20 protein-coding genes, 14 tRNA genes and 2 pseudogenes are annotated in these 24,776 nt (G+C 37.9%); 28 read left to right on the plus strand and 8 right to left on the minus strand.

All coding sequences use genetic code 11. The features are described from left to right. Positions 1–33: 33 nt before the first annotated feature. From U860_RS0112675 to U860_RS0112740, 14 genes are all read left to right on the plus strand, one after another. Positions 34–106: transfer RNA gene (locus tag U860_RS0112675), tRNA-Ala, on the plus strand. A 19-nt stretch (positions 107–125) separates the two neighbouring features. Further along, positions 126–202 (plus strand) — tRNA-Met (locus tag U860_RS0112680). A gap of 4 nt (positions 203–206) precedes the next feature. After that, positions 207–283: transfer RNA gene (locus U860_RS0112685), tRNA-Ile, on the plus strand. Between the two features lie 17 nt (positions 284–300). Then, a tRNA-Ser gene (locus U860_RS0112690) sits at positions 301–393 on the plus strand. Between the two features lie 27 nt (positions 394–420). Beyond that, positions 421–497, plus strand: a tRNA-Met gene (locus tag U860_RS0112695). A gap of 3 nt (positions 498–500) precedes the next feature. Continuing rightward, positions 501–576 (plus strand) — tRNA-Asp (locus U860_RS0112700). Between the two features lie 12 nt (positions 577–588). Next, positions 589–664 (plus strand) — tRNA-Phe (locus U860_RS0112705). Positions 665–679: 15 nt separating this feature from the next. Beyond that, a tRNA-Thr gene (locus U860_RS0112710) sits at positions 680–755 on the plus strand. A 10-nt stretch (positions 756–765) separates the two neighbouring features. Then, a tRNA-Lys gene (locus tag U860_RS0112715) sits at positions 766–841 on the plus strand. 13 nt (positions 842–854) lie between these two features. Then, positions 855–925 (plus strand) — tRNA-Gly (locus tag U860_RS0112720). Between the two features lie 10 nt (positions 926–935). After that, positions 936–1,012: transfer RNA gene (locus tag U860_RS0112725), tRNA-Ile, on the plus strand. Between the two features lie 6 nt (positions 1,013–1,018). Continuing rightward, a tRNA-Asn gene (locus U860_RS0112730) sits at positions 1,019–1,093 on the plus strand. Between the two features lie 12 nt (positions 1,094–1,105). Continuing rightward, positions 1,106–1,196: transfer RNA gene (locus tag U860_RS0112735), tRNA-Ser, on the plus strand. 5 nt (positions 1,197–1,201) lie between these two features. Further along, positions 1,202–1,273, plus strand: a tRNA-Glu gene (locus U860_RS0112740). A gap of 350 nt (positions 1,274–1,623) precedes the next feature. Here U860_RS0112740 and U860_RS0112750 read toward each other — a convergent pair. The 3 genes and pseudogenes from U860_RS0112750 to U860_RS33265 form a co-directional block, all read right to left on the minus strand. Next, positions 1,624–1,848 carry a hypothetical protein gene (locus U860_RS0112750; protein WP_240184467.1) on the minus strand — a complete coding sequence of 75 codons (225 nt, stop codon included), beginning with the start codon at positions 1,846–1,848 and terminating at the stop codon, positions 1,624–1,626. Positions 1,849–2,267: 419 nt separating this feature from the next. Next, positions 2,268–2,477 (minus strand): glycine zipper domain-containing protein, encoded by a 210-nt coding sequence (locus tag U860_RS0112755; RefSeq protein WP_000764044.1) that lies wholly within the window; start codon positions 2,475–2,477, stop codon positions 2,268–2,270. 128 nt (positions 2,478–2,605) lie between these two features. After that, a pseudogene (locus tag U860_RS33265) lies at positions 2,606–2,929 on the minus strand (DDE-type integrase/transposase/recombinase); the annotation flags it as partial. A 185-nt stretch (positions 2,930–3,114) separates the two neighbouring features. Between U860_RS33265 and U860_RS0112760 the strand changes: the two are divergent. From U860_RS0112760 to U860_RS0112770, 3 genes are all read left to right on the plus strand, one after another. Further along, positions 3,115–3,498: a hypothetical protein gene (locus tag U860_RS0112760; RefSeq protein WP_025148817.1), complete on the plus strand. Its 384-nt coding sequence runs from the start codon at positions 3,115–3,117 to the stop codon at positions 3,496–3,498. Positions 3,499–3,999: 501 nt separating this feature from the next. Then, positions 4,000–4,158, plus strand: a complete 159-nt coding sequence (locus tag U860_RS35900; protein WP_205206312.1) for a hypothetical protein — start codon at positions 4,000–4,002, stop codon at positions 4,156–4,158. Positions 4,159–4,514: 356 nt separating this feature from the next. Beyond that, a complete protein-coding gene (locus U860_RS0112770) occupies positions 4,515–5,459 on the plus strand; it encodes an L-lactate dehydrogenase (protein ID WP_002173979.1) in 945 nt (314 codons plus the stop codon). 126 nt (positions 5,460–5,585) lie between these two features. Here U860_RS0112770 and U860_RS0112775 read toward each other — a convergent pair. Further along, positions 5,586–5,996: pseudogene (locus U860_RS0112775) on the minus strand (dockerin type I domain-containing protein); the annotation flags it as partial. Between the two features lie 662 nt (positions 5,997–6,658). On the opposite strand from U860_RS0112775, the gene glgB reads away from it, so the two are divergent. From glgB to U860_RS0112805, 6 genes are all read left to right on the plus strand, one after another. After that, positions 6,659–8,596, plus strand: coding sequence for a 1,4-alpha-glucan branching protein GlgB (gene glgB, locus U860_RS0112780; RefSeq protein ID WP_002173978.1), 1,938 nt, complete (start codon positions 6,659–6,661; stop codon positions 8,594–8,596). Further along, entirely contained in the window at positions 8,544–9,674 is a 1,131-nt protein-coding gene (gene glgC / locus U860_RS0112785) for a glucose-1-phosphate adenylyltransferase (RefSeq protein WP_002173977.1), read from the plus strand. The genes glgB and glgC overlap by 53 nt, the downstream gene beginning before the upstream one ends. 18 nt (positions 9,675–9,692) lie before the next feature. Then, positions 9,693–10,727: a glucose-1-phosphate adenylyltransferase subunit GlgD gene (glgD, locus tag U860_RS0112790; RefSeq protein ID WP_025148820.1), complete on the plus strand. Its 1,035-nt coding sequence runs from the start codon at positions 9,693–9,695 to the stop codon at positions 10,725–10,727. A 112-nt stretch (positions 10,728–10,839) separates the two neighbouring features. Next, complete coding sequence (glgA, locus tag U860_RS0112795) at positions 10,840–12,270, plus strand: glycogen synthase GlgA (RefSeq protein WP_029952968.1); 1,431 nt, start codon at positions 10,840–10,842, stop codon at positions 12,268–12,270. A gap of 18 nt (positions 12,271–12,288) precedes the next feature. Further along, positions 12,289–14,697, plus strand: coding sequence for a glycogen phosphorylase (glgP, locus tag U860_RS0112800; protein WP_025148821.1), 2,409 nt, complete (start codon positions 12,289–12,291; stop codon positions 14,695–14,697). Between the two features lie 206 nt (positions 14,698–14,903). Next, a complete protein-coding gene (locus tag U860_RS0112805) occupies positions 14,904–15,461 on the plus strand; it encodes a GNAT family protein (RefSeq protein WP_025148822.1) in 558 nt (185 codons plus the stop codon). 251 nt (positions 15,462–15,712) lie between these two features. On the opposite strand, the gene U860_RS0112815 is transcribed toward U860_RS0112805, so the two are convergent. Beyond that, positions 15,713–16,435, minus strand: coding sequence for a lipase family protein (locus tag U860_RS0112815; RefSeq protein ID WP_025148823.1), 723 nt, complete (start codon positions 16,433–16,435; stop codon positions 15,713–15,715). Positions 16,436–16,575: 140 nt separating this feature from the next. On the opposite strand from U860_RS0112815, the gene U860_RS0112820 reads away from it, so the two are divergent. Next, a complete protein-coding gene (locus tag U860_RS0112820; RefSeq protein ID WP_025148824.1) occupies positions 16,576–17,349 on the plus strand; it encodes a MerR family transcriptional regulator in 774 nt (257 codons plus the stop codon). Positions 17,350–17,375: 26 nt separating this feature from the next. On the opposite strand, the gene U860_RS0112825 is transcribed toward U860_RS0112820, so the two are convergent. Further along, the gene (locus U860_RS0112825) at positions 17,376–18,158 is read right to left on the minus strand and encodes a TIGR00266 family protein (protein ID WP_025148825.1); all 783 of its coding nucleotides are present in this window, start codon (positions 18,156–18,158) and stop codon (positions 17,376–17,378) included. A 322-nt stretch (positions 18,159–18,480) separates the two neighbouring features. Between U860_RS0112825 and cspD the strand changes: the two genes are divergently transcribed. Then, positions 18,481–18,681 (plus strand): cold-shock protein CspD, encoded by a 201-nt coding sequence (cspD, locus tag U860_RS0112830; protein WP_001193053.1) that lies wholly within the window; start codon positions 18,481–18,483, stop codon positions 18,679–18,681. Positions 18,682–18,725: 44 nt separating this feature from the next. Here cspD and U860_RS0112835 read toward each other — a convergent pair whose 3' ends face one another. Continuing rightward, entirely contained in the window at positions 18,726–19,457 is a 732-nt protein-coding gene (locus tag U860_RS0112835) for a yteA family sporulation protein (protein ID WP_025148826.1), read from the minus strand. 195 nt (positions 19,458–19,652) lie between these two features. Continuing rightward, the gene (locus U860_RS0112840) at positions 19,653–20,606 is read right to left on the minus strand and encodes a 1,4-dihydroxy-2-naphthoate polyprenyltransferase (RefSeq protein WP_025148827.1); all 954 of its coding nucleotides are present in this window, start codon (positions 20,604–20,606) and stop codon (positions 19,653–19,655) included. Positions 20,607–20,799: 193 nt separating this feature from the next. Between U860_RS0112840 and U860_RS0112845 the strand changes: the two genes are divergently transcribed. Genes U860_RS0112845 through menH form a run of 3 tightly spaced genes read left to right on the plus strand, consistent with a single transcriptional unit; the run spans position 20,800 to position 24,754 of the window. Beyond that, positions 20,800–22,194, plus strand: a complete 1,395-nt coding sequence (locus tag U860_RS0112845; protein ID WP_025148828.1) for an isochorismate synthase — start codon at positions 20,800–20,802, stop codon at positions 22,192–22,194. Then, positions 22,191–23,945 (plus strand): 2-succinyl-5-enolpyruvyl-6-hydroxy-3-cyclohexene-1-carboxylic-acid synthase, encoded by a 1,755-nt coding sequence (gene menD, locus U860_RS0112850; protein WP_025148829.1) that lies wholly within the window; start codon positions 22,191–22,193, stop codon positions 23,943–23,945. Before U860_RS0112845 ends, menD begins: the two co-directional genes overlap by 4 nt. Next, complete coding sequence (gene menH, locus U860_RS0112855; RefSeq protein ID WP_025148830.1) at positions 23,942–24,754, plus strand: 2-succinyl-6-hydroxy-2,4-cyclohexadiene-1-carboxylate synthase; 813 nt, start codon at positions 23,942–23,944, stop codon at positions 24,752–24,754. Before menD ends, menH begins: the two co-directional genes overlap by 4 nt. Positions 24,755–24,776: the final 22 nt, after the last annotated feature.

Raw genomic sequence — 24,776 nt, forward strand, 5'->3', positions numbered from 1 at the left:
TCAAATCCTGTCTTCCCGATATTTCAAAAACATGGGGCCTTAGCTCAGCTGGGAGAGCGCCTGCCTTGCACGCAGGAGGTCAGCGGTTCGATCCCGCTAGGCTCCACTTACTTGAATATCTTTATGGCGGTGTAGCTCAGCTGGCTAGAGCGTACGGTTCATACCCGTGAGGTCGGGGGTTCGATCCCCTCCGCCGCTACCATAAAGGACCTTTAGCTCAGCTGGTTAGAGCAGACGGCTCATAACCGTCCGGTCGTAGGTTCGAGTCCTACAAGGTCCACCACTCAAAGTTTATATCTCGGAGGTATACCCAAGTTCGGCTGAAGGGATCGGTCTTGAAAACCGACAGGCGGCGAGAGTCGCGCGGGGGTTCGAATCCCTCTACCTCCTCCATTTTTTCTAAATTAAATATTATATCATCGCGGGGTGGAGCAGTACGGTAGCTCGTCGGGCTCATAACCCGAAGGTCGCAGGTTCAAATCCTGTCCCCGCAACCAAATGGTCCCGTGGTGTAGTGGTTAACATGCCTGCCTGTCACGCAGGAGATCGCCGGTTCGACCCCGGTCGGGACCGCCATTTTTACATAAAGGCTCGGTAGCTCAGTCGGTAGAGCAGAGGACTGAAAATCCTCGTGTCGGCGGTTCGATTCCGTCCCGAGCCACCATTTTGAAAAACGCAAGCCGGCTTAGCTCAATTGGTAGAGCAACTGACTTGTAATCAGTAGGTTGGGGGTTCAAGTCCTCTAGCCGGCACCACTTTCAAAATGAGCCATTAGCTCAGTTGGTAGAGCATCTGACTTTTAATCAGAGGGTCGAAGGTTCGAATCCTTCATGGCTCACCATTTTTAATTTAATGCGGGTGTAGTTTAGTGGTAAAACAAGAGCCTTCCAAGCTCTGGTCGAGAGTTCGATTCTCTTCACCCGCTTATCTATTATGGGCCTATAGCTCAGCTGGTTAGAGCGCACGCCTGATAAGCGTGAGGTCGATGGTTCGAGTCCATTTAGGCCCACCATAATATTCCGCAGTAGCTCAGTGGTAGAGCTATCGGCTGTTAACCGATCGGTCGTAGGTTCGAGTCCTACCTGCGGAGCCATATTATTATTATAGAGAAGTACCCAAGTGGCTCAAGGGGCTCCCCTGCTAAGGGAGTAGATCGCGAACGCGGTGCGAGGGTTCGAATCCCTTCTTCTCTGCCAGAACTGGCCCGTTGGTCAAGTGGTTAAGACACCGCCCTTTCACGGCGGTAACACGGGTTCGAATCCCGTACGGGTCATACTAAAAGAGATAGCATAATCTGCTATCTCTTTTTTGTTATGTAAAAGTAGACTTTGAATAGTCTGCTTTTTTTTATGGTTTTTTGTATACTTTTTTCTATTTCAATCGTCTAACTAATAGAAAGGAGAGAGCGATGGAGTATGAAAAGGTCATTATAGAAACCTCTAAGAGTATTTTTAGATATTTTCTTAAAATAGGGCTAACACCACATACCCATCAAGCTAAGATTTTAAAGTACCCCCTAAATGGAATTTTTTTATAGCACCGAAGTTCATTTTTATGATTTTTGGGGAAGAATGTGCTTCTTAACTTGATACCGCAAAAAAACAAACAGGAATGACTATTAAGTCATTCCTGTTCCTTAAAGAAACCTTCTATGGTACTAGCAACTTCCTTGAATGCTTCACCTTGGACACTAGAAATTGATGATCCTCCAATTATATTTTTCCACTGTGAATTTATACTATCCCAGTTATCATCCCAATTTTCAGTAATATGCTTATAAGCTTTAAAAGGTTTATCACGACTTGGTGAAACATATTTTAAAGCATCTATCAACTCTACAAACTCCAAAACACTTTAGGCCCTTCTTTTAGAACTGGAGTTATCTCTTCGTTGCGAGATAAAACTTCCATTTAGTTGGTGCTATTAAATTTTAAAAGCTAAAACAAGCATAACCCCGTTCTAAATTTAGGACGGGGTTAAAATATAGTTGTTTAATTTCCGATATAAGATACTTCACTGTACTCAAAAATATAACAATAAAGTCGATTAAAAATCTAAGGTTTATTCAGCAATAGCGCCCGATTGCGGAAGATCAAGAAAATGATTATGATTGCTGCTTATAGCTTGTTGAACTAACGCACCCGTTACTTTAAGTGAATTGATTCACAATCTTACTGGGAATTTACCTAAAAAAGCTGAATTAACTTAATAAAAAAAGGACTCCCTTTTTGGGAATCCAATTCATTCAGTGTCACCTTGGTTAAAGTCTAATCTTCTCGGTTCGCAACACTGTCATTAGCCTCATCGGCACCTTCGCCGACTTTGTTACCCATCGCTCCTCCTGCAACAGCTCCTGCAACGGTACCAAGTGGACCAAGAACAGAACCCAAAGCAGCTCCAGCGACAGCACCGACACCAGTTCCTACCGCTTCGCCAGCATCATTATCGACACGGTTACGTTCGTTTTTATCAGCCACTTATCTCACTCCTTATTTAGAATAGGCAAGTGCATTCCAGCACAATACCTTACATATTTTGACCTATAAGGACAGATTTATGCGAAGTTTCTTAACATATAAAAGGGTGAAGGAATTGTTGTTGAATTTTACGAAGCCTTTAATAATTTTTGTAATTCGTTATACGTCGAAAAGACGAAGTCTGATTGGAGACTTCGTCTTTGTTTATATAGGGCATCAAGCGTTTCGATTCCTTTTATTGTACGTGAAGCATGGCGATGATCTTGTTCTATGTAATTATTGAAATGTTTGATTGTAGAATGAGTAGTACTTTTATAAAAGTCATTCACCTTTAATTTTTTGAGTGAACAAAGTAAAGAAAGGGCCTTATCTGTTGTCAGAACCGTTGGTTCTCCAAAAGTTTGAACGAGTCGTTTCATAAAAGCATACGCAGATTGTGTATTCCGTTTCTTAAGTTGATGGGTATGTGGTGGGTCCCCATTATGGTCTTAATTCAAAATTGATTTTAATAATATGTTCTTGCCTACACACCAAGCGACCATCTATTTTTCTTTACATAATCTCCAGATACAGTCCATATCAACTATAGATTCTTGTCTTATGCTAAATATATTCCCAAACAAGGAGGTAATGAAAAATGTTTAAAACATTATTAGCAGGAACACTTTTAAGTACAGGATTATTAGCGGGTGGTGCAGTAGGTGCAGAAGATGTAAAATCAGATCAAAAAGTAGAAAAAGCAAAATATAGCGAAACAATTGAAAGAACAGAAGGTACAGAATCAAATCCTGTATTTGAAATGGGAGACCCTGAAAAATCGGAATATACAAAAACTGTTGAAAGAACAGAAGGTACGGATTCTCAAGAAGGAAAAAATTTACCAATAAAGGAAGGTACAGAATCAAATCCTGTATTTGAAATGGAAAACCTTGAAAAACCAGAGAGTGCAAAATCTGTTGAAAGAACAGAAGGTACAGGCTCTCAACAAGGAAAAATGGTACCAACAAATGAAGGAAATTAAATAATATATAGTTATAACGAAGAGCATCCAAAAAGTGGTGCTCTTTTTATATTATAGGGATCAACTAGTTTTCCTCAATATAGAACTGTAGGAGGAATTGAGGCTAGAACATGGGGTACTATCTCTTCAAACCATGGTGTTTGGAGCAATAGTTTTGGTGGTAACGTTACAACATAAACATTTTATTAGAGATTTTTTAAATTTACATACACTCTAGATAGACTACATATCAACTTCAGATACTTGTTTTATGATACAAGTAATCAAACAAAAGGAAGGCAATACAAAATGATTAAAACAGTATTAACAGTGCACTCTTTTAAGTACAGGAGATTATTAAAAGTAAGATTCGAAGAAGTTTGAGTTATAAAAAGAAAATAGATAAATTGACAAGAGAAAATTACTTTGTGTATATCACAGGTGCTTTTTATTTTCATTTTGATATAGGGCTTGAATTAAATTTTTACACTAAAATATATACGGCAAAAAGGGGGGAGTTCATTGCACAAAATTATTTATGGAATATTAATTTTAATTTATACTTTGTATTCATTTTTTATAAGTGATGGAAGTGAAATAAGGTTTATTATGGTGTTAACTATAGTACTTATCTTTTCTGTGGTTTTAGAAAAAGGAAATGCAAACAAAACGACTGATTAAAGTTTCACTTTATTTCCTCCTTTTCGCATTAACAGGCTGTTTATTTATATGGAAAGGAAGCGATATATTGAAAAAAGAAAGAACACCTTTCATTTTTAAAGTGGTAATTAAACTTGTTTATTTCGATTCACAATCTTTATAAACCATCTTCATTGAGATTGATTCCACACTTGATTTAATCATTTTACACTCTATGTGAAAAAGTTCACAAATAGGTCATAATTTGTGAAGTAATTCACAATAATCCGTGCTACAATATGAATGTAAAGAAGTTAAACAACATTAAATTAGTATTTTAATTAATTACTTAAACAATAATAAAAAATAGATGTGAACAATAGAGAGGGGAAATTACCATGAAAAAAGGTATCAATCGCGTAGTATTAGTAGGAACAGGAGCTGTAGGTTGTAGTTACGCTTACTCAATGATCAACCAAGGTGTAGCTGAAGAATTCGTACTTGTAGATGTTAATGAAGCAAAAGCAGAAGGGGAAGCAATGGACTTAAGCCATGCGGTACCATTCTCTCCAGCACCAACAAAAGTTTGGAGCGGTAGCTATGCAGATTGTAAAGATGCAGATCTAGTTGTTATCACTGCTGGGTTACCACAAAAGCCAGGTGAAACTCGTTTAGACTTAGTTGAGAAAAATACAAAGATCTTTAAACAAATCGTTCGCGGTATTATGGATAGCGGATTCGATGGAATCTTCTTAATCGCAACTAACCCAGTTGATATTTTAACTTACGTAACTTGGAAAGAATCTGGTTTACCGAAAGAGCGCGTAATCGGTTCTGGTACAACTTTAGACTCTGCTCGTTTCCGCTACATGTTAGGTGACTACTTAGATGTAGATCCACGTAACGTTCATGCTTACATCGTTGGTGAGCACGGTGACACTGAACTTCCAGTATGGAGCCACGCTACTGTAGGTGTACAAAAGCTAGAAACAATCTTAGCGAACAACGAACAATACAAACAAGAAGATTTAGATAAAATCTTTGAAAATGTACGCGATGCAGCTTACCATATCATCGAACGTAAAGGCGCAACTTATTACGGAATCGGTATGTCACTACTACGCGTAACTAAAGCAATCTTAAGCAACGAGAACAGCGTATTAACTGTATCTGCATACCTTGAAGGTCAATACGGTGAGAAAGATGCTTACGTAGGTGTTCCAGCTGTTATTAACCGCGAAGGTGTACGTGAAATCGTAGAGCTTGAATTAAACGAAGAAGAAAAAGCGAAATTCGCTCATTCTGTAAAAGTATTAAAAGAAACAATGGCACCAGTACTATAATAATTGCTAAATGAATATAAATTCCTTTTCCGGTTTCCCTTGTATATCCCCAATATACCCCTGTTGCTGGAGAAGGGTCGTTTATAGAAAAAAGCACTCTATTTTCGAATAGAGTGCTTTTATGTGTTATTTTTTCGGTGTTAGTCCTAATTTCTTTAAAATATCTGCCAGTGTACCGCTTTTTGATTTTTCTACAGGTGTTTGTGATTTTGCTGCATCGGGTCTTTTTTCAAGAAGCTCTTTTCAACGAAGCGAATGTCTTTTTCATCGATGATGCCATCATTATTAAGATCACCGTCTTTTACAGCCAGTCCTTTTTTACCGTAGTTACTAGCGATAATTTCAGCATCTTTAATATCTATGACTTTGTCTCCATTTACATCGCCTGCAAGGTTTTGATCTGGGCGAGCGTAATAATATTGCCCGATCAATTTACCATCTTTTTCACTACCTAATTTCGTTGTTAGACGGCTTGTTAAATGACCTGGCACTTCTACATAGAAGTTATAGTCACGTTTATCCCGCATTAACGGGCAGTAAGACTCCCACCTCAAAATTCGGAGAATGCGAGGAAGTTAGGTGGGAGATCAACTGCCCGTAAACGCCCGATTGGTTCAACTAATAATCAGTGGGGGATGAACAAAACCCCCACTGATTAAAGTTTCACTTTATTTACAGGAAGTCCGTTTATGCTGAAGAAGCTATATTTGTCTAATTTACTTTCGTATTTATGGCGATAAGCATCAGTAGCATATACTTTTGCATCAAGTTTCGTATAATCGAATTTTTCATCTAAATATCCACGTTCGTTTACGAATGCTTCAGGCGTAATGTTTCCTTCAACTAATGAATTGTAGTTCTTTATTGAGAACGAGTATATGCTTATGAATTTTTCATTTCAATAAAATTTGTGACAAAAAATGTAGAGAAATATTATTTTATGGCAGATTAATTTGTTTGTATTTTACATGGAAAATAGCGTGAAAAACGGAGAGAAATCAATAAAATAAATATTGAGGAAAATGAAGCGTTTGCAATGAATATTCGTCAAAATTCGATATTTTATATAGAAATATGAAAAAAATTCAACATTTTTAAGAAAAAAACGTATATTTTTTAAAAAATAACAAGGATATTTCAGTTTTTCGCAGAAATGATAAAGTGTTAAAAATTTCTGTCATCTTAGTGAGGTGAGCATATTGGATGTAATAAAGTGTGAAGAAGTGAAACGAGATGAGTTTCATACAGAAAAGTACTATGACAGTTATAACATCTTTGGGGCACATATTGTGACGGAAGATGGGATGCGAGGTGTACGATTTACAGTATGGGCTCCTCATGCTAAAGCAATGAGTGTTGTTGGAGATTTTAATGAATGGGATTATGAGCAACATAAGATGCTACAAGTGACAGAAGAGGGGATTTGGTCCTTGTTTGTACCGCATATTGAAGAGAAGGAAATATACAAGTATGCGATTGAAACGATGGACGGTGACGTTATTTTAAAAGCGGATCCTTATGCAGTATATGCAGAAGTAAGACCAAATACGGCATCTGTAGTTTTTGATATAGAGGGATATGAATGGAATGATAAAAACTGGGTCCGTAAGAGAAAGAAAAAGTCGATTTATAAAGAAGCGATGACAGTTTACGAATTACATTTCGGTTCTTGGAAAAAGAAAGAAGATGGAGATCTGTATTCTTACAGAGAAATGGCCGAGGAACTCATTCCGTATGTGGTGGAACATCAATTTACACATATTGAAATTATGCCGCTTGTTGAGCATCCATATGATCGTTCTTGGGGATATCAAGGAACGGGATATTATGCAGCAACAAGTAGATTCGGCACGCCACATGATTTGATGTATTTTGTCGACGAATGTCATAAATATGGAATCGGTGTCATTTTAGATTGGGTGCCGGGGCATTTTTGTAAAGATGCTCACGGTTTATATTTATTTGATGGGACACCGACTTATGAATATAAAGATATAGATGTACAAGAAAACCGGGTATGGGGAACTGTTAATTTTGATTTAGGAAAGAGGGAAGTACGTAATTTCTTAATTTCAAATGCGTTATTTTGGATGAAGTATTTCCATATTGATGGTTTCAGGGTAGATGCAGTTGCGAATATGCTGTACTGGAATAAAGAAGGAAAAGAGCAAAGCAATGAACACGCTGTGTCTTTCTTACGAGAGTTAAATGAAGCTGTGTTTGCAGAAGATGAAGACTTTCTTATGACAGCAGAAGATTCAACAGCTTGGCCACTTGTAACAGCTCCAACATACGAGGGTGGACTTGGATTCAATTACAAATGGAATATGGGCTGGATGAATGACGTGCTGAAATATATGGAATGTGCACCCGAGTACCGGAAATACATTCATGAGAAAATGACATTCTCTTTACTATATGCTTACTCTGAAAACTTCATATTACCGCTTTCTCATGATGAAGTCGTTCATGGGAAAAAGTCGTTATTAAATAAAATGCCGGGAGATTACTGGGATAAGTTCGCCCAACTTCGTTTATTATATGGATATTTCTTTACTCATCCAGGTAAGAAATTACTCTTTATGGGTGGAGAATTCGGGCAATTTGATGAGTGGAAAGACCTTGAAGAGTTAGATTGGAATTTACATGATTTTGAAATGCATCGTTATATGCATGATTACTTTAAAGAGCTCATAGCATTGTATAAGCGCTCAAAACCACTTTGGCAGCTTGATCATTCACCTGAAGGATTTCAGTGGATTGATGCTAATAATAATGAGCAAAGTATTTTCTCGTTTATCCGCCAAGGGGATAAGCAAGAAGATGCGTTAGTTGTCGTATGTAATTTTACGAAAGCTACATATGAAAACTATAAAGTAGGTGTACCAGATTTCGAGTATTATAACGAAGTTTTAAACAGTGACGCTGCACAATATGGCGGTTCGGGGCAAGTCAATAAGAAACGTCTCAAGACGATTCTTGAGCCATACCATAATCAAGCAGCACATGTAGAAATTACAATTCCACCATTTGGCGTATCCATATTACGACCAGTGAAGACGAGAAAGGGGAGCAAAAAACAAGATGGCTCAAAAACAAAAGTGCGTAGCAATGTTACTAGCAGGGGGAAAAGGTAGTCGTTTAAGTGCATTAACAAAAAATTTAGCCAAGCCAGCTGTTCCATTTGGTGGTAAATATCGCATTATTGATTTTACGTTAAGTAACTGTGCGAACTCCGGTATTGAAACGGTTGGGATTTTAACACAATATCAACCGCTAGAACTTCATAATTATATTGGAATCGGAAACGCTTGGGATTTAGACCGTGTAAACGGTGGGGTCACAGTTTTACCTCCTTATGCGGAGTCTTCAGGTGTGAAGTGGTATACAGGTACGGCAAGTGCCATTTATCAAAACTTAAACTATTTAAGCCAGTATGAACCAGAATATGTCCTTATTTTATCAGGTGATCATATTTATAAAATGGATTACAGCAAAATGTTAGATTACCATATTGAGAAAGAAGCGGACGTTTCGATTTCTGTTATTGAAGTGCCTTGGGATGAAGCAAGTCGTTTCGGTATTATGAATACAAATGAAGAGATGGAAATTGTTGAATTTGAGGAGAAACCGCAATTTCCAAGAAGTAATCTTGCATCAATGGGAATTTATATTTTTAACTGGGCTATTTTAAAAGAATATTTAGAGATGGATGCAAGAAATCCTGAATCTAGTAATGATTTCGGAAAAGATGTACTTCCGCTTTTATTAGATGAAGGGAAGAAGTTGATGGCGTATCCGTTTGAAGGATATTGGAAAGATGTCGGAACGGTGAAAAGCTTATGGGAAGCGAATATGGATTTACTTCGCGATGAGACATCGTTGAATTTAAACGATCGCAATTGGCGTATTTATTCTGTCAATCCAAACGAGCCGCCTCAATATATTGCAGAACAGGCGAAAGTAGAAGAATCACTTATTAACGAAGGGTGCGTCATTGAAGGGGACGTGAAGCATTCTGTTTTATTCCAAGGAGTGACGGTGGAAGAAGGTAGTATGGTTATTGATTCCGTTGTTATGCCAGGAGCGAAGATTGGTAAAAATGTTGTGATCGAAAGAGCGATCGTTGGATCGGAAATGGTTATTGAAGATGGAACAATAATTCGTCCAGAAAAAAATGTTGACGATGTAGTACTAATTGCTGAAGGGAAATAGAAAAGGGGGATGAAATGAATGGGAGAAAAAATGTTAGGAATTATTAATGCAACGGGAAGTTTTCCTTCCTTAAAGAAAGTAACAGGGCATCGTTCACTAGCGGCGTTACCGTTTGGAGGCCGTTATCGACTCATTGATTTCATGCTTTCAAATATGGTGAATTCTAATATTCATAGTGTGGCAGTTTTTACAAGTCATAAAAACCGTTCGCTAATGGACCATGTCGGTTCAGGAAAACAGTGGGATTTAGATAGAAAAAGAGACGGACTGTTTTTATTCCCGCCAAATTGCCAATGTGACCAAGATGAGTTTGGGTCTTTTGCGCATTTTAGAAGACATATTGATTATTTTCTAAGAAGCAGAGAAGAGTACGTTGTTATTACGAATAGCCATCTCGTAACAGCATTAAATTTTCAAGCGGTGTTAGAGCGACATATACATACGGCAGCTGATATTACAGAAGTTTGCCATGAAGGGGTTTCGCTTCAAACATACGTGTTAAAGAAACAATTGTTGTTAGATTTATTTGAGACATATAAAGATGTGGAGCAATATAGTTTATTCGATGTAGTGAGAGAAAAGCGGGGAAAATCACTGCATATTGCTACGTATGAGCATACAGGATATGTAGCTATTATTGACTCGATTGAAAGTTACTATAAACATAGCTTAGAAATTTTGCAACCTGTTATTTGGAAGCAATTATTTAAGAAAGAAGCACCGATCTTTACGAAAGTAAAAGATGAGCCGCCAACTCGTTACTTAAAGGGTGCAGTCGTGAAAAACACAATGATTGCAAACGGCAGTATTATTGAAGGGGAAGTAGAAAATAGTGTGGTTTCCCGTTCTGTTAAAATTGGAAAAGGTTCAATTGTTCGTAACAGCATTATTATGCAAAAGAGCCAAATTGGAGATAATTGTATAATAGACGGTGTTATTATTGATAAAGACGTGAAAATTGGTGACGGTGTCGTACTAAAAGGAAATGCTGATGAGCCGTATGTTGTAGAAAAAGGAAGCGTTCAAAACAGTACGATTAATAGTTATTCTTGAAGAATCAGTGGGGGCTTATCCTCCACTGATTAAAGTTTTAATTTAAATGAAAACTCGAAGGGAGGAAGCTGCAAGAGAAGTTGTATAAGCTTTTCGTGCAGTGGGACAACAAGTGAATATTTTATTTGCAGTATCAGAATGTGTACCGTTTGTAAAATCGGGAGGATTAGCTGATGTAGCGGGTGCGCTCCCAAAAGAGCTGAAAAAATTAGGTGTGGATGTTCGCATTATACTTCCAAATTATAGTCTTATTCCGCAAAAATTAAGAGATGGATGCACGCTTCATAAAGTAATTAACATTCCTCTTGGGTGGAGAAATCAATACTGCGGAATTTTAAAAGGCGAACAAGACGGGATTACGTATTACTTAATAGATAATGAATATTATTTTAAGAGAGATTCCCTGTACGGTCATTATGATGATGGGGAGCGTTTTTCTTATTTCTCAAAAGCAGTTTTAGAGTGTATTCCGCATCTTGATTTTGAAGTGGACGTTCTTCATAGCCATGATTGGCATACGGCTATGGTTAATTTCTTACTTCGTGAAAAGTATCAAGATAACCCGTTATATGAGCGTATTAAAACGGTATATACGATTCATAACTTGCAGTTCCAAGGAGTATTTCCTCCTGAAGTGATGTATGACTTGTTAGAGCTTGGCCATGAATATTTTCATAGTGAGCAGTTAGAGTTTTATGGAAATGTGAACTTTATGAAAGGCGGTATTATCGCATCTGACAAAATTACAGCGGTTAGCCCGACATATAAAGAAGAAATTCAATATGAGTTTTTCGGTGAGAAGTTAGATGGATTACTTCGAAAATATAATGATAAGCTTAGCGGCATTGTAAATGGAATTGATACGAGCGTATATAATCCAGAAACGGATTCGTATATTACAGCTCAGTATAGTGCAGATTCATTATACGAGAAGAATGAAAATAAACGCGCATTGCAGCGTTATTTTGGTTTACCAGAAAAAGAAGATACACCAATTATTTCAATGGTAACAAGGTTAACGAAGCAAAAAGGTCTGGATTTAGTACGTACTGTATTCCGTGAAATAATGGAAGAAGATGTACAATGTATTATTTTAGGATCGGGTGATTCAGAATACGAGCAGTTCTTTGAATGGATGGCATATGAGTATCCTGAGAAGGTGAAGGTGTATATTGGATTTAATGAGGAGCTTGCGCATCAAGTGTATGCGGGAAGTGATTTGTTTTTAATGCCATCGCTTTTTGAACCGTGTGGACTTGGACAACTTATTGCACTAGCATATGGCACAATTCCAATTGTAAGAGAAACAGGCGGACTAAATGATACTGTACATTCTTACGATGAAGAAACTGGAGCTGGGAATGGCTTCAGCTTTACGAATTTTAATGCACATGACATGTTACATACGATTCTTCGTGCAATTGAGTTTTATCAAGATAAACCGGTATGGGAGCAACTTGTAAAGCAAGCGATGACTGAGGACTATAGCTGGGAAAAATCAGCTCTTGCATATAAGGAATTGTATAAGAGTCTCATGGAATAACATTTAGGTGGTGAAAAAATGTTTACTCATGTTGAATGCTTCAAATCAGCTTTTCTAGAAAAACTAGAGACGATGTATGGGAAAAGTTTCAAAGACTCTACAACTCGTGATCAGTATAATACGCTCGGTCATATGGTTCGTGAGTATATGAATAGTCAATGGATTGCAACGAATGAAAGTTATCGGTCTGGAGATCAAAAGCAAATGTATTACTTATCCATTGAGTTTTTACTTGGGCGTTTGCTTGGAAGTAACATATTAAATTTAGGTATTCGAGATGTATGTGAAAAGGGACTTTCTGAACTTGGAATTTCTTTGCAAGAGTTAGAAGAGATTGAAGCAGATGCTGGCCTTGGTAATGGTGGACTTGGACGTTTAGCAGCCTGTTTCCTCGACTCGCTCGCTTCTTTAAACTTGCCAGGACATGGCTGTGGTATTCGTTATAAACATGGCTTGTTTGATCAAAAAATTGTTGATGGCTACCAAGTAGAATTTCCAGAACAGTGGCTTCTTCATGAAAACGTTTGGGAAGTAAGAAGGTATGATCAAGCTGTAGAAGTAAGTTATTTTGGAAACGTTGAACCACTAGAAATTGATGGACGTTTAGAGTTCCGGCATACAAACGCAGAAGTTATTATGGCAGTACCATACGACGTTCCAGTTGTAGGCTATGAAACGAGTACTGTAAATACGCTTAGGCTTTGGAATGCAGAGCCAGTTCCTTTCCCGCAAAATTGTAAAGATATTTTGAAATATAAGCGTGAAACAGAGGCAGTATCGGAGTTTTTATATCCAGATGATACGCATGATGAGGGGAAAATACTTCGTTTGAAACAACAGTATTTCCTCGTATCAGCAAGTTTGCAAAACATCGTTCGTATGCATAGGGAGCGACATGGTAGTCTTCGTCAGTTACATGAAAAAATTGCGATTCATATTAACGATACACATCCAGTTCTAGCTATTCCGGAACTTATGCGTATTTTATTAGATGAGGAAAAACTAGCATGGGAAGAAGCTTGGAACATCACAACGCAGACGATTTCCTATACGAATCATACGACGTTATCAGAAGCGCTTGAGAAATGGCCAATTCACATTTTTAAACCGTTATTACCGAGAATTTATATGATTATTGAAGAGATTAATGAACGTTTCTGTCGTGAGCTTTGGGAACGTTATTCATATGATTGGAATCGCATTGAGAACATGGCAATTATTGCGCATGACCTTGTGAAAATGGCTCATTTGGCAATTGTCGGAAGTCATAGTGTAAATGGTGTAGCGAAAATTCATACGGAAATTTTAAAGCAGCGTGAAATGCGATTGTTTTATGAATTTTATCCAGATAAGTTTAATAATAAAACGAATGGAATTGCTCATAGGCGCTGGCTAATGAAGGCGAATCCGCAGCTGACGAATCTTATTTCGGAAGCGATTGGAGAAGAGTGGAAGAAGCAGCCAATTAAACTGCAAGCGTTACAAGCTTTTCATCAAGATACTAGTTTTCAAGAAAAGCTTGCAGGGGTAAAACAAGAGCGTAAGGTCATTTTAGCGGAGCGCATTCAAAATAAAATGGGGATTCATATTGATCCAAATTCTATTTTTGATGTGCAAGTGAAAAGGTTACATGCCTATAAACGACAATTATTAAATGTTCTTCATATTTTATACTTGTATAACCGTTTAAAAGAGGATACTAGTTTTTCATTTTACCCGCGCACTTTTATTTTTGGAGCGAAAGCATCACCTGGTTATTATTATGCGAAGAAAATTATTAAATTAATAAATGAACTTGCAAGAAAAGTAAATAATGATCCATACGTAAGTCAATATATGAAAGTTATCTTTCTAGAAAACTACCGAGTTTCTTTAGCGGAAGATATATTCCCGGCAGCGGATGTGAGCGAACAAATCTCAACTGCAAGTAAGGAAGCATCAGGAACAGGGAATATGAAATTCATGATGAATGGTGCAATTACACTCGGAACGTTAGACGGGGCTAATATTGAAATAAAAGACCGGGTCGGTGATGAAGCCTGTTTCATTTTCGGCTTAACAGCGGAAGAAGTGCTTCATTACTATCAAAATGGTGGGTATCGTGCAGGTGACTATTATCACCACAATATGCACATAAAAAAAGTAGTAGATCAGTTAACGAATGGTTTCTTTGCACATGCTGGGGCTGAATTTGAAGCAATTTACGATTCCCTCGTTATTCAAAATGATGAATACTTCGTTCTTCGAGATTTTAGTCCATATGCTGAAAGACAAGAAGCTGTCGGTAGGACCTATGAAAATAGGACGAAATGGTTAGAAATGTCGATTTTAAATATTGCACAATCTGGGCATTTTGCAAGTGATCGAACAATTTTGCAGTACAGCAATGAAATTTGGGGTATTGGTAATACGGTAAAGCTATTTTAAATAGGTTGCCATGTTTGGAACGGTACGATAATGCATGAAATTATATCGGTGATTTTTCGAATATATCGACCGCAACTCCAAATATATCAGCGATTTTTAAGCTATATCGATTTACCAACAAAAGTTTACAATGGTAGCAAGTTATGAATCAGAAGAGGGTGTTCCAAAACGGGGACATCCTCATTCATTATGTTAAAGCGTGGTGAATGAGATATATGTATGAGCAATCTAATTTGGAAAGTGAGAGATTAATATTAACGCAGGTACAACATTCGCATGTAGATGATTTGTTTGAAGTGTATTCGGATTCCGAAGCGGCTATATATGTACCTCGGGAAGTGCATAAAACGAAAGAGGAGACTCATAGTTTATTAGAAAATATGCTTGTAACGATAAGAGAAGGTAAGGCACTTATATGGTCTATTATGCTGAATGATAACCAAAAGGTAATTGGAACGTGTGGAATATGGCTCATGCCACATAATAGTGCATCGATCGGAGCTGTAATTAGCCCAGTATATTGGGGAAAAGGATTTATTGTGGAAGCTTTAGAGAAACTTATTGAAGTTGGCTTTCAGGAGCTAAGTTTGAACCGCATTGAAGGAAGATGTGATGTGAAAAATGTAGCTTCTGAACGCGTGATGCAAAAATTAAAAATGTCATATGAAGGTACATTGAGGCAGAGTGTAAAAATTAATAATACGTATAGTGATTCTAAAATATATTCACTTTTAAAACAGGAATACGATTACTTAGAAAAGTAAAACGAGCTTAATGAGATTAAGCTCGTTTTACTTATTTTGCTTAAGAAAGAAATGAGATAGCGGTATACATTATACCTGTTCCGCCATATTCCTCTGTCGCAAAGTATGAAAATGTAAAGAAACCTGTAAACGAAAAAATTATTATGAGAAAAAGTGCAAAGAAAAATTTTATCATGCAAGGTCCCCTCATCCGAAAGTAAATTCATATATTATTATAGTCTACAAACATTTAATTTCCAATTGTTTACTGGTTAAAAATGAGAAGTCAGACATGTTTTGTATGTTGTAATGGAATGATTATTCGTAATAGATTTTGTGTTCTTCGTAAATGTCATGTTGTGATGAACGTGTGCATATTCCCAGTCTTGTTCATTAAAATGGACATTTCGCGGAGGGAGAAGAGGGACGACATCGAATAAATTGACAAAGCGAAAGCTACTAGCTACTTGCAATTTATAATAATTTCGAAAGGCAATATCTCCAACTTTTGGAGAGGCAAATGTATAAAGACCGTATTGTGCGAAGGCAGTATTTATACGTGCATCTAGTATGTGTAATGTAGCGAGTGCTCCCCCTAAGCTATGGCCTGTTGCAAGAAGTTTCTTATGGGCTGGTAACGATACGAGCATATCCATAATGGAATCCCGGCAAGATTCATAAATTGAAAGAAAGCCATTATGGACATTTCCGCTATTTAAAGCATAGGGGTATGGCCTTTGGTTGACGAGTGAATCGATAATCCAATCTGTATCTGTTTGTGTGCCCCTAAAAGCTACAATAATCGTATCCTCAGATTCTAATATGAACCCAAACCAATCCGTCGTTTGAATCGCTTTTCCTTGAAAGCCTTGTACATATTGGAATCCATCAGGTATTTCAAAAATCCCGTTTTGTTTATATTGTTCATATGTTAGATCGCAGCAGGATGCTAACAATATGGCAGTATCTTTATCAAAGGATAAAGGAGTACGCATCAAGCAAGCCCTCCTTAAGAAAAGGTATAGTTCAATATATGAGTGAGGGACTTGATTCATTCTTTTTGAAATAAGGCTTGAACCTACAGTTACGTGAGGGAGTATGATTTTTGTAAACATATTGTTAGGAGGAGTGTAGGATGAGTAAAAAAGAAGTTTATTCAATTGGTGAATTTTCTAAGAGAACGGGAACATCGATACGTACACTGCAATATTACAATGAAATTGGATTACTTAATCCAGAAAAAAATACTAGCTCTGGCCACCGTGTATATAGAGGGAAAGATATTTTAACGTTACAAAAGATAGTGAGTTTGAAGCTTTTAGGATATAGTCTAGATGAAATACGTTGTATGTTTAGTATGCCGAGTTTAAATATGAGCTTAAAGGAAACGTTGCAAAATCAGAAAAGAGCTTTCGAAGAGAAAAAGAGACAGATTGAGGTTTCTATGAAGGCAATTGAACGAACAATTTTATTGCTTGAGGAAGATGAACAGGTAGATAGTGACATATTAATGAGTTTAATTAGTAGCATCCAAAAAGAAAACGAACAACGATTATGGCTCGAGGAATACATACCGAGGGAAATGATCGGGGGATTATATAATAAACCTGAGGAAGAGATGATAGAACTAGATAAAGAGTTTGTCCGCTTATCAAAAGAAGTAAAAAGGTTATTTGGAAAACAAATCGATAACCTAGAAGTACAAAAGCTTGTCGATCAGCATATGAAGGCAACTCTTAAGTATGTCGGAGAAGAGACGATGTATTCTTTAAGTAAAAAAATGGAGGATGTAGAAGAACAATATAATAAGATGATGCCATCTCCTTATACAGAGGAAGAAGAGGTATGGCTTAATGAAGTGATGGAGTATTATATGATTCAAAATGGTTTGTATAGCCCGCCTAAGTAAAAAGCGCCCTATAAGGGCGCTACTTTTTACTCTTTTCCATCTAACAAGCGACCAAGTCCGCCTAAAACGCTGCCTTCACCGCTGTTTTGAGCTGCTGGGCTTGTAAGGCGTGCTGCTAAGCGGCTAAGTGTTAAGGACTGGATCCAAACCGTTCCAGGCCCTTCTAACGTTGCGAAGAATAAACCTTCACCGCCAAATAGAGCTGTTTTTACTTTTCCAACGAATTCAACATCATAGTTAACGTCTTTTGTCATTGCAACGAGACAACCTGTATCAATGCGAAGTTTTTCACCAGGTTTTAATTCACGCTTATATACTGTTCCGCCTGCGTGCATGAAAGCAAGTCCATCACCTTCAAGTTTCTGCATGATGAAACCTTCACCACCGAAGAAACCACTGCCTATTTTTTTCGTAAATTCAATACCGATAGAAACACCTTTTGCAGCGCAAAGAAATGCATCTTTTTGGCAGACTACTTTTCCTTGATATTCTGTTAAATCAACTGGAACAATCTTTCCTGGATAAGGAGCGGCGAATGATACGTGTCGTTTGCCATGGCCCGTATTTGTAAATACAGTCATAAACATGCTTTCCCCTGTAACGAGACGCTTGCCTGCACCCATTAATTTACCGAATAGACCACCAGATGGTCCAGAACCATCACCGAAGATCGTTTCCATTTCGATATGATCTTCCATCATCATCATTGCGCCAGCCTCTGCGATAACGCTTTCTTCTGGATCTAATTCAATTTCAACAAACTGCATATCATCGCCATATAATTTATATTCGATTTCATGTGCTTGCATTTTTTCACCTCATAATATGTAGTAAGTATATTGTACAGAAATTAAAGGAATTAGAATACTGTATTTTTGTTAATTTTTCGAATAAAAATAGAATGAAAATTTAAGGTTATACTAGGATTATAAAAAACGATGGGATGAAAGTGTTCTCATTTGACGTTTTTGATATAGCATGATATAGTGAAAACACTATTGAGCTACATAATGTGGTACGGAAATAAAGCACGTTGTATTAAAGGCTGTAAGCTTGTTATACATTCATGTCCTTTATATCCACCTTTTCATGTGGATTCATAGTTTCATTTTTATTTAGGAGGTACATGACATGCAAACAGGTAAAGTTAAATGGTTTAACGGCGAAAAAGGTTTTGGCTTCATCGAAGTTGAAGGCGGAGAAGACGTATTCGTACATTTCTCAGCAATCCAAGGCGAAGGCTTCAAAACTTTAGAAGAAGGTCAAGAAGTTTCTTTCGAAATCGTTGAAGGCAACCGCGGACCACAAGCAGCTAACGTTACAAAAAACTAATTAGCTAGCGAAAAGAAAGCATTCCGAACTTCGGAATGCTTTTTTTATGCTTTAGAACCAGATTCATCTGAAGATAATTCACCTTTAAAGGTGCGTTCTTCAAAGTCATCAAGCATTTGTTCATATTCTTCATGTTCCTCCGTTGCGAAAACTTGCGGGTTTTTTCCATACATATCTGTTCCGATAAAGTTTTCGAAATCCTCTACATAGCCAACATTCTCTTCACTATTTACGTACATCCCATTAAAGTTTTTTGAATCATGTCTTTCTAAATCAGACGGTGTTTCTGACGTCCCGTAGTTTGCAACATCTTGCCATGCATCTTCAGCATCGTATTCAACAGAGCGATCTTCGTCGTGTTTGTGAAACGAAGGAGCTAACACTTCTTCTTCAACTGGGCGTGCCTTCATATCTAATTTATTTGTAGTGTGCTGAATACACGTTGTAGCAGTCGGCATTGCTTCTAATCTTTCGAACGGAATTTCTTCACCAGATACTTCGCAAATTCCGTACGTACCAGCTTCAATTTTTTGCAGGGCATGTTTCGTATCTTCTAGCTGTTTATGCCAAAATTCGATGAGACCGAAATCTTTCTCACGCTCGTACAATTCTGTAGCCATATCACCAGGATGGTTGTCATAAGCAGATAATTCTCCCACTGAATCACGTTCAGAAGCGCGGTCTGTATTCTCATGGGTTTGTATTGTTTGTTTAACTTCTTGCTGTTGTTTTTCTAAAATGGATTTAAATTGATTTATTTGTTGTGGAGTTAACATAGTCGTCCACCCTCCTACAATTCAGTTTCTTTATGTAGTATGAGCGTTGGCGAGAGGAATTATGAGATGAATTTCAGTGCCGTGATTTGGCGAGTGGTCGATATAACTGAAAAATGCCGATATAATTTGAGTTGCGGTCGATATATTAGAAAAATCGCTGATATATGAAAAAGGAGCCGCCTAAGCAGCTCCTTCTTATAGGAAATATCCAAGTAATAATCCGATTCCCATTAGGAGACCGAAGATAGTGTTTGTTTTTGCTGTTGCAATCATAGCAGGTACCATTTCCATTGGAATGCTTTTGCCGATAAAGCCCTTTGTCGCTTTAAATGCTTTTGGTGCACTTAAGAATACGATAAGCATCCATGGTGATACGATGTTAACGATAATTAAAGCAATTGTCCAAATGTAGGAAACGATGAACATAGAAGCAAGAACACCAACTGCTCTTTCGCGTCCAACGAGAATCGCCAATGTTTTACGACCATTTTCTTTATCACCATCTAAATCACGGATGTTGTTAGATAGTAAAATTGCACCGATTAAAATGGAGCTTGGAATAGATAGTAAAACTACTTCTGATGTTACTGCTCCCGTTTGTATAAAGAATGAAATACCGATAATAATGACACCCATAAATAATCCTGCTGTTAGCTCTCCAAATGGTGTATATGCAATTGGAATTGGGCCACCCGTGTAAAGGTAAGCAACGGCCATACAAACAAGACCGATCGCGGCAAGCCACCAGCTAGAGTTCATACAAATATAAACACCTAATAGTATTGCGATGCCAAAAAATCCGAATGCTAAGTTAAGCACGGTTTTTGGTTTAATGCCATCGCGGACGATAGCGCCGCCAATTCCAACTGAACCTTCATGATCTAATCCTCTTTTATAATCAAAGTATTCATTAAACATGTTCGTTGCTGCTTGAATGAGAAGGCAAGCAAGAAGCATCATAAAGAATAGAGGAAGATGTATTTGATTTATACCTCCGACCTGCATTGCATAAGCTGTTCCGATGAAAACAGGAACGAAAGCTGCTGTTAATGTATGGGGACGTAATAAACTCCACCAAATGCGCCAGCCTGTTTGTTTACTTGGCTTTGGCGCCGTAGGAGAGGAATTCGTTTCGACGTTCATTTCCATGTTGAATCCTCCTTGGTCACATATTGTACACAATTAAGTGTAGAAAAAGCATCATTTAGTGTCAACGTTTATTTTCTAGGAAGAGAAGGTGAATTTCTCAGAAATGCTAAACGTTGACAGGCCTTTCCTTTGAGGTGTATCTTAAAATCAAGCGTAATTATGACTATTTTTCGCCCATAGGGGGGAGACAATTGTGATTCAAACGAAACAAAAAGGCTTACAAGAAGTTCTTGTTACAGCTATTAAGCGTGCGACTGATGAAAAAACATTGGTTAGTTTTGTAAAACAAATAGATTGGGTGGATCCACTTCTGTTTTATGCAGCAGGAAAAAGGATTGCATTCGAAAATAGATGTTATTTTGCAGACCCAGCTCAGCGTGTAATATTTGCTGGAATTGGCTCTGTTTTCACTATAGCAAATTCTTCCCACAAACGCTTTCAAAGTGCTCGTGATGAGTGGCATCAATTGCAGGAAAAAGCGATTGTTCAAAGAGAAGGATACGAATTTGGAACAGGACCTCTTTTATTTGGCGGATTTTCATTTGACCAAGAAAAAGAGAAAACGGACCTTTGGAAGGAATTTAAAGATACAACATTTTTACTACCAGCATTTTTATTAACTGTAAAAAATGAAAAAGCGTGGTTAACGATTAATAAGTTTGTTTCAGCTGAAGATTGCGCAGAAACTCTTTATAACGAAATTATTTCTTTAGAAGAGAGAATTTTACAAGAGAGTAAATGTGCACTAGAAGGAGAACAACTAACAGTTACTTCTAAAGTAGAAGTTGATCCGAAGGGCTGGATGAATGCGATTGGAAAAGTGCAAGATGAGATGAAGCAAGGGAACGTGCAGAAGGTTGTATTAGCAAGGGAGCTAAAATTAACGATGGATCAGCATATTGATTCCTCTCTTGTTTTAGAAGCGCTTCGCATTGGGCAACCGGATTGTTACGTATTTTCTTTTGATTATAAAGGAGCATGCTTCTTAGGGGCCACACCTGAGCGATTGATTCGAAAAGAAGGCGATAAGTTTACATCAATGTGCCTTGCTGGTTCAATTGGTCATGGTAGTTCTATAGAAGAAAGTAAACACAATGGTGAGACGCTTCTTCATGATGAAAAGAATTTGGCTGAACACGGCTATGTAGTTAACATGATTCGGGGTGTACTAAGCGAGCATTGCGAATCTGTTAATATTCCGGAGAGCCCAGGCTTATTGACGACGAAAAACTTAATCCATTTATATACACCTGTGGAAGCAAAAGGTGACTCAAGTCTTTTAACGATGGTAGAAGAATTGCACCCAACGCCAGCTCTTGGTGGTACACCTCGTCATGAGGCGTTGGAGTTAATCCGTGATGTAGAGCTTTTAGATAGAGGATTGTATGGTGCACCAATTGGCTGGATAGATGATGAAGGAAATGGTGAATTTGCGGTTGCGTTGCGTTGTGGATTATTAAATGGCGAGAAAGCATCCTTATTTGCCGGCTGTGGTATTGTAATTGATTCAGTAGCGCAGCTTGAATATGAAGAAACAAGTTTGAAGTTTAGACCGATGCTTGGTGCTTTGGAGGAATTAATGAAATGAATAATCATATAGAAGCATTATCATATTATTTAGGCGCGTTCGTGGATGAACTGACGCGTCTAAATGTATGTGATGTTGTCATTAGTCCAGGCTCACGGTCAACGCCGATTGCCTTACTAATGGAACAACATGAAGGAATGAAAACATATTTACATGTAGACGAAAGATCAGCAGGATTTTTTGCGCTCGGTATTGCGAAAGCAAAAAAACGTCCTGTTGCACTATTATGTACGTCAGGAACGGCAGCAGCGAACTATTATCCAGCTATATGTGAAGCTTTTCATTCACGAGTGCCGCTTATCGTATTAACAGCGGATAGACCACATGAATTAAGAGATGTGGGTGCACCACAGGCGATGAATCAATTTAATTTATACGGTACTTTTGTGAAGCAATTTATGGAGATGGCACTTCCGGAGGCGAGCGAAACGATGTATCATTACGCTCGTATGACGACCCAGCGTGCTATAGCAAGCGCACTCCTAGCACCGCAAGGGCCTGTTCATCTTAATTTTCCGCTTCGCGAGCCGCTAATCCCAGATTTCTCATTAGAAAACTTATGGGATAAAGGTCGTGGTGAATATACAGGAGTAGTTCAGCAAGGGAATGTGACGATGCCGAGTGAATATGTGAATTCTCTTGTAGGGCGCCTTTCAAATATGGAAAAGGGGCTTATTATTTGTGGAGATGATAGTCATCCAGAAATTACAGCGGTTGTTACGAAACTTGCTGAGAAAACAGGGTATCCAATTTTAGCAGATCCACTTTCTAATATTCGTAGCGGGCATCATGATAAAACGATGGTTATTGATTGTTACGATACATTTTTACGAAATGAATTGTTAAAAGAATCATGGAAGCCAGATGTGATTATTCGCTTCGGCGGTATGCCTGTTTCTAAAGCGTTAACTCAGTTCATAAAGAAACAAACGACAGCGGTTCATATCGTTGTAGATGAATCAGGGCAATGGAGAGATCCAGCTCTTGTTGCGACTGAAGTAGTATGTGCAAGCGATAACGATTTTTGTAAAGCATTAATAGAGAAAATGCCAGTTATGAAAAAGAATGATTGGTTCGGAATGTGGAAACATATAAACGAGAAAACGAAGGAAACGCTTCGCGAGATGGAAGCATATGAAACTGCATTTGAAGGGAAAGTAATTACAGATATTGTACGTGTATTACCAGAAGGGGCAACGTTATTTGCAAGTAATAGTATGCCAATTCGCGATACAGATTCATTTTTCTTCACATCGGATAAAAACATTCAAGTAATGGCGAACCGTGGTGTAAATGGTATTGATGGAATCATTTCGACAGCATTAGGAGCGAGCATTATTTGTGATCCGCTCGTATTAGTAATCGGCGATTTATCATTTTATCACGATTTAAACGGACTATTAGCCGCAAAATTACATGAGTTAAATATAACGATTGTTGTTGTAAATAATGATGGTGGAGGTATTTTCTCATTCTTACCACAATACGAGAAAAAGGAACATTTCGAATCATTATTTGGAACACCAATTGGGCTTAATTATGAACATGTTGTCAAAATGTATGATGGTTCATTTTGTCGTGTAAACGGGTGGGAAAACTTCCGAGAAGAAGTACAAAAGGGAACGACAACAAAAGGATTACACGTTGTAGAAATTTGTACGAATCGCGAAGAAAACTTGAAATTACATCGTGAATTATGGGCAAAAACAATGGACGTTATTACTACATCTCTGCAAGGTGAATCAAAATGAAAGTAACGTTGCAAGGTGTGACGTATGAATATGGGGTAGTAGGAAGCGGGGAACCACTTCTACTTCTTCATGGTTTTACGGGAAGTATGGAAACGTGGCGTTCCTTTATTCCTTCTTGGAGCGAGCAGTTCCAAGTCATTCTAGTAGATCTTGTTGGACACGGAAAAACGGAAAGTCCTGAAGATGTGACGCATTATGACATTCAAAATGTGGCGCTGCAAATGAAAGAACTACTGGAGCATCTTCATATTGAAAAAGCACATATACTTGGCTATTCAATGGGCGGTAGACTTGCGATTACGATGGCGTGCTTATATCCAGAATATGTGCGTTCTCTTCTTTTAGAAAACTGTACAGCTGGGCTCAAAAGTGCAGAGGAGCGAAAAGAACGCCGGGAAAGAGATGAACGACTTGCCGATAAAATCGAACAAGAAGGCATCGAAAGTTTTGTATCGATGTGGGAAAATATTCCGCTGTTTGAAACGCAAAAACGTTTATCCCAAAACGTAAAAGAAGATGTGCGGAAAGAACGACTTGCTAACAATCCAAAAGGACTTGCAAATAGTCTTCGTGGCATGGGAACAGGGGCTCAACCTTCATGGTGGAACGAGCTACAAAATCTAAAAATACCTGTCCTTTTACTGAATGGAGAAAGCGATGAAAAGTTCTTTCGCCTATTAAAAAACATCGAAAAATGCATCTCACACGCGAAATTTGTCAAAATTGATGGTGCTGGCCATGCAATTCATGTGGAACAACCGGAAAAGTTTGATACAATAGTAAAGGGATTTCTTAAAACTATGCAGTGATACTTTTTCATCGAGAAGGAAG

This window comes from Bacillus sp. H1a (genome assembly GCF_000633475.1).
GTDB classification, from domain to species: domain Bacteria; phylum Bacillota; class Bacilli; order Bacillales; family Bacillaceae_G; genus Bacillus_A; species Bacillus_A paramycoides.

Excerpts from the sequence above, each read along its gene's own strand:
- U860_RS0112760 (WP_025148817.1), top strand. The coding sequence starts at position 3,115 with ATGTTTAAAACATTATTAGCAGGAACACTTTTAAGTACAGGATTATTA.
- U860_RS0112770 (WP_002173979.1), top strand. The coding sequence starts at position 4,515 with ATGAAAAAAGGTATCAATCGCGTAGTATTAGTAGGAACAGGAGCTGTA.
- glgC (WP_002173977.1), top strand. The coding sequence starts at position 8,544 with ATGGCTCAAAAACAAAAGTGCGTAGCAATGTTACTAGCAGGGGGAAAA.
- glgD (WP_025148820.1), top strand. The coding sequence starts at position 9,693 with ATGGGAGAAAAAATGTTAGGAATTATTAATGCAACGGGAAGTTTTCCT.
- glgP (WP_025148821.1), top strand. The coding sequence starts at position 12,289 with ATGTTTACTCATGTTGAATGCTTCAAATCAGCTTTTCTAGAAAAACTA.
- U860_RS0112805 (WP_025148822.1), top strand. The coding sequence starts at position 14,904 with ATGAGATATATGTATGAGCAATCTAATTTGGAAAGTGAGAGATTAATA.
- U860_RS0112815 (WP_025148823.1), bottom strand. The coding sequence starts at position 16,435 with ATGCGTACTCCTTTATCCTTTGATAAAGATACTGCCATATTGTTAGCA.
- U860_RS0112820 (WP_025148824.1), top strand. The coding sequence starts at position 16,576 with ATGAGTAAAAAAGAAGTTTATTCAATTGGTGAATTTTCTAAGAGAACG.
- U860_RS0112825 (WP_025148825.1), bottom strand. The coding sequence starts at position 18,158 with ATGCAAGCACATGAAATCGAATATAAATTATATGGCGATGATATGCAG.
- cspD (WP_001193053.1), top strand. The coding sequence starts at position 18,481 with ATGCAAACAGGTAAAGTTAAATGGTTTAACGGCGAAAAAGGTTTTGGC.
- U860_RS0112835 (WP_025148826.1), bottom strand. The coding sequence starts at position 19,457 with ATGTTAACTCCACAACAAATAAATCAATTTAAATCCATTTTAGAAAAA.
- U860_RS0112840 (WP_025148827.1), bottom strand. The coding sequence starts at position 20,606 with ATGGAAATGAACGTCGAAACGAATTCCTCTCCTACGGCGCCAAAGCCA.
- menD (WP_025148829.1), top strand. The coding sequence starts at position 22,191 with ATGAATAATCATATAGAAGCATTATCATATTATTTAGGCGCGTTCGTG.
- menH (WP_025148830.1), top strand. The coding sequence starts at position 23,942 with ATGAAAGTAACGTTGCAAGGTGTGACGTATGAATATGGGGTAGTAGGA.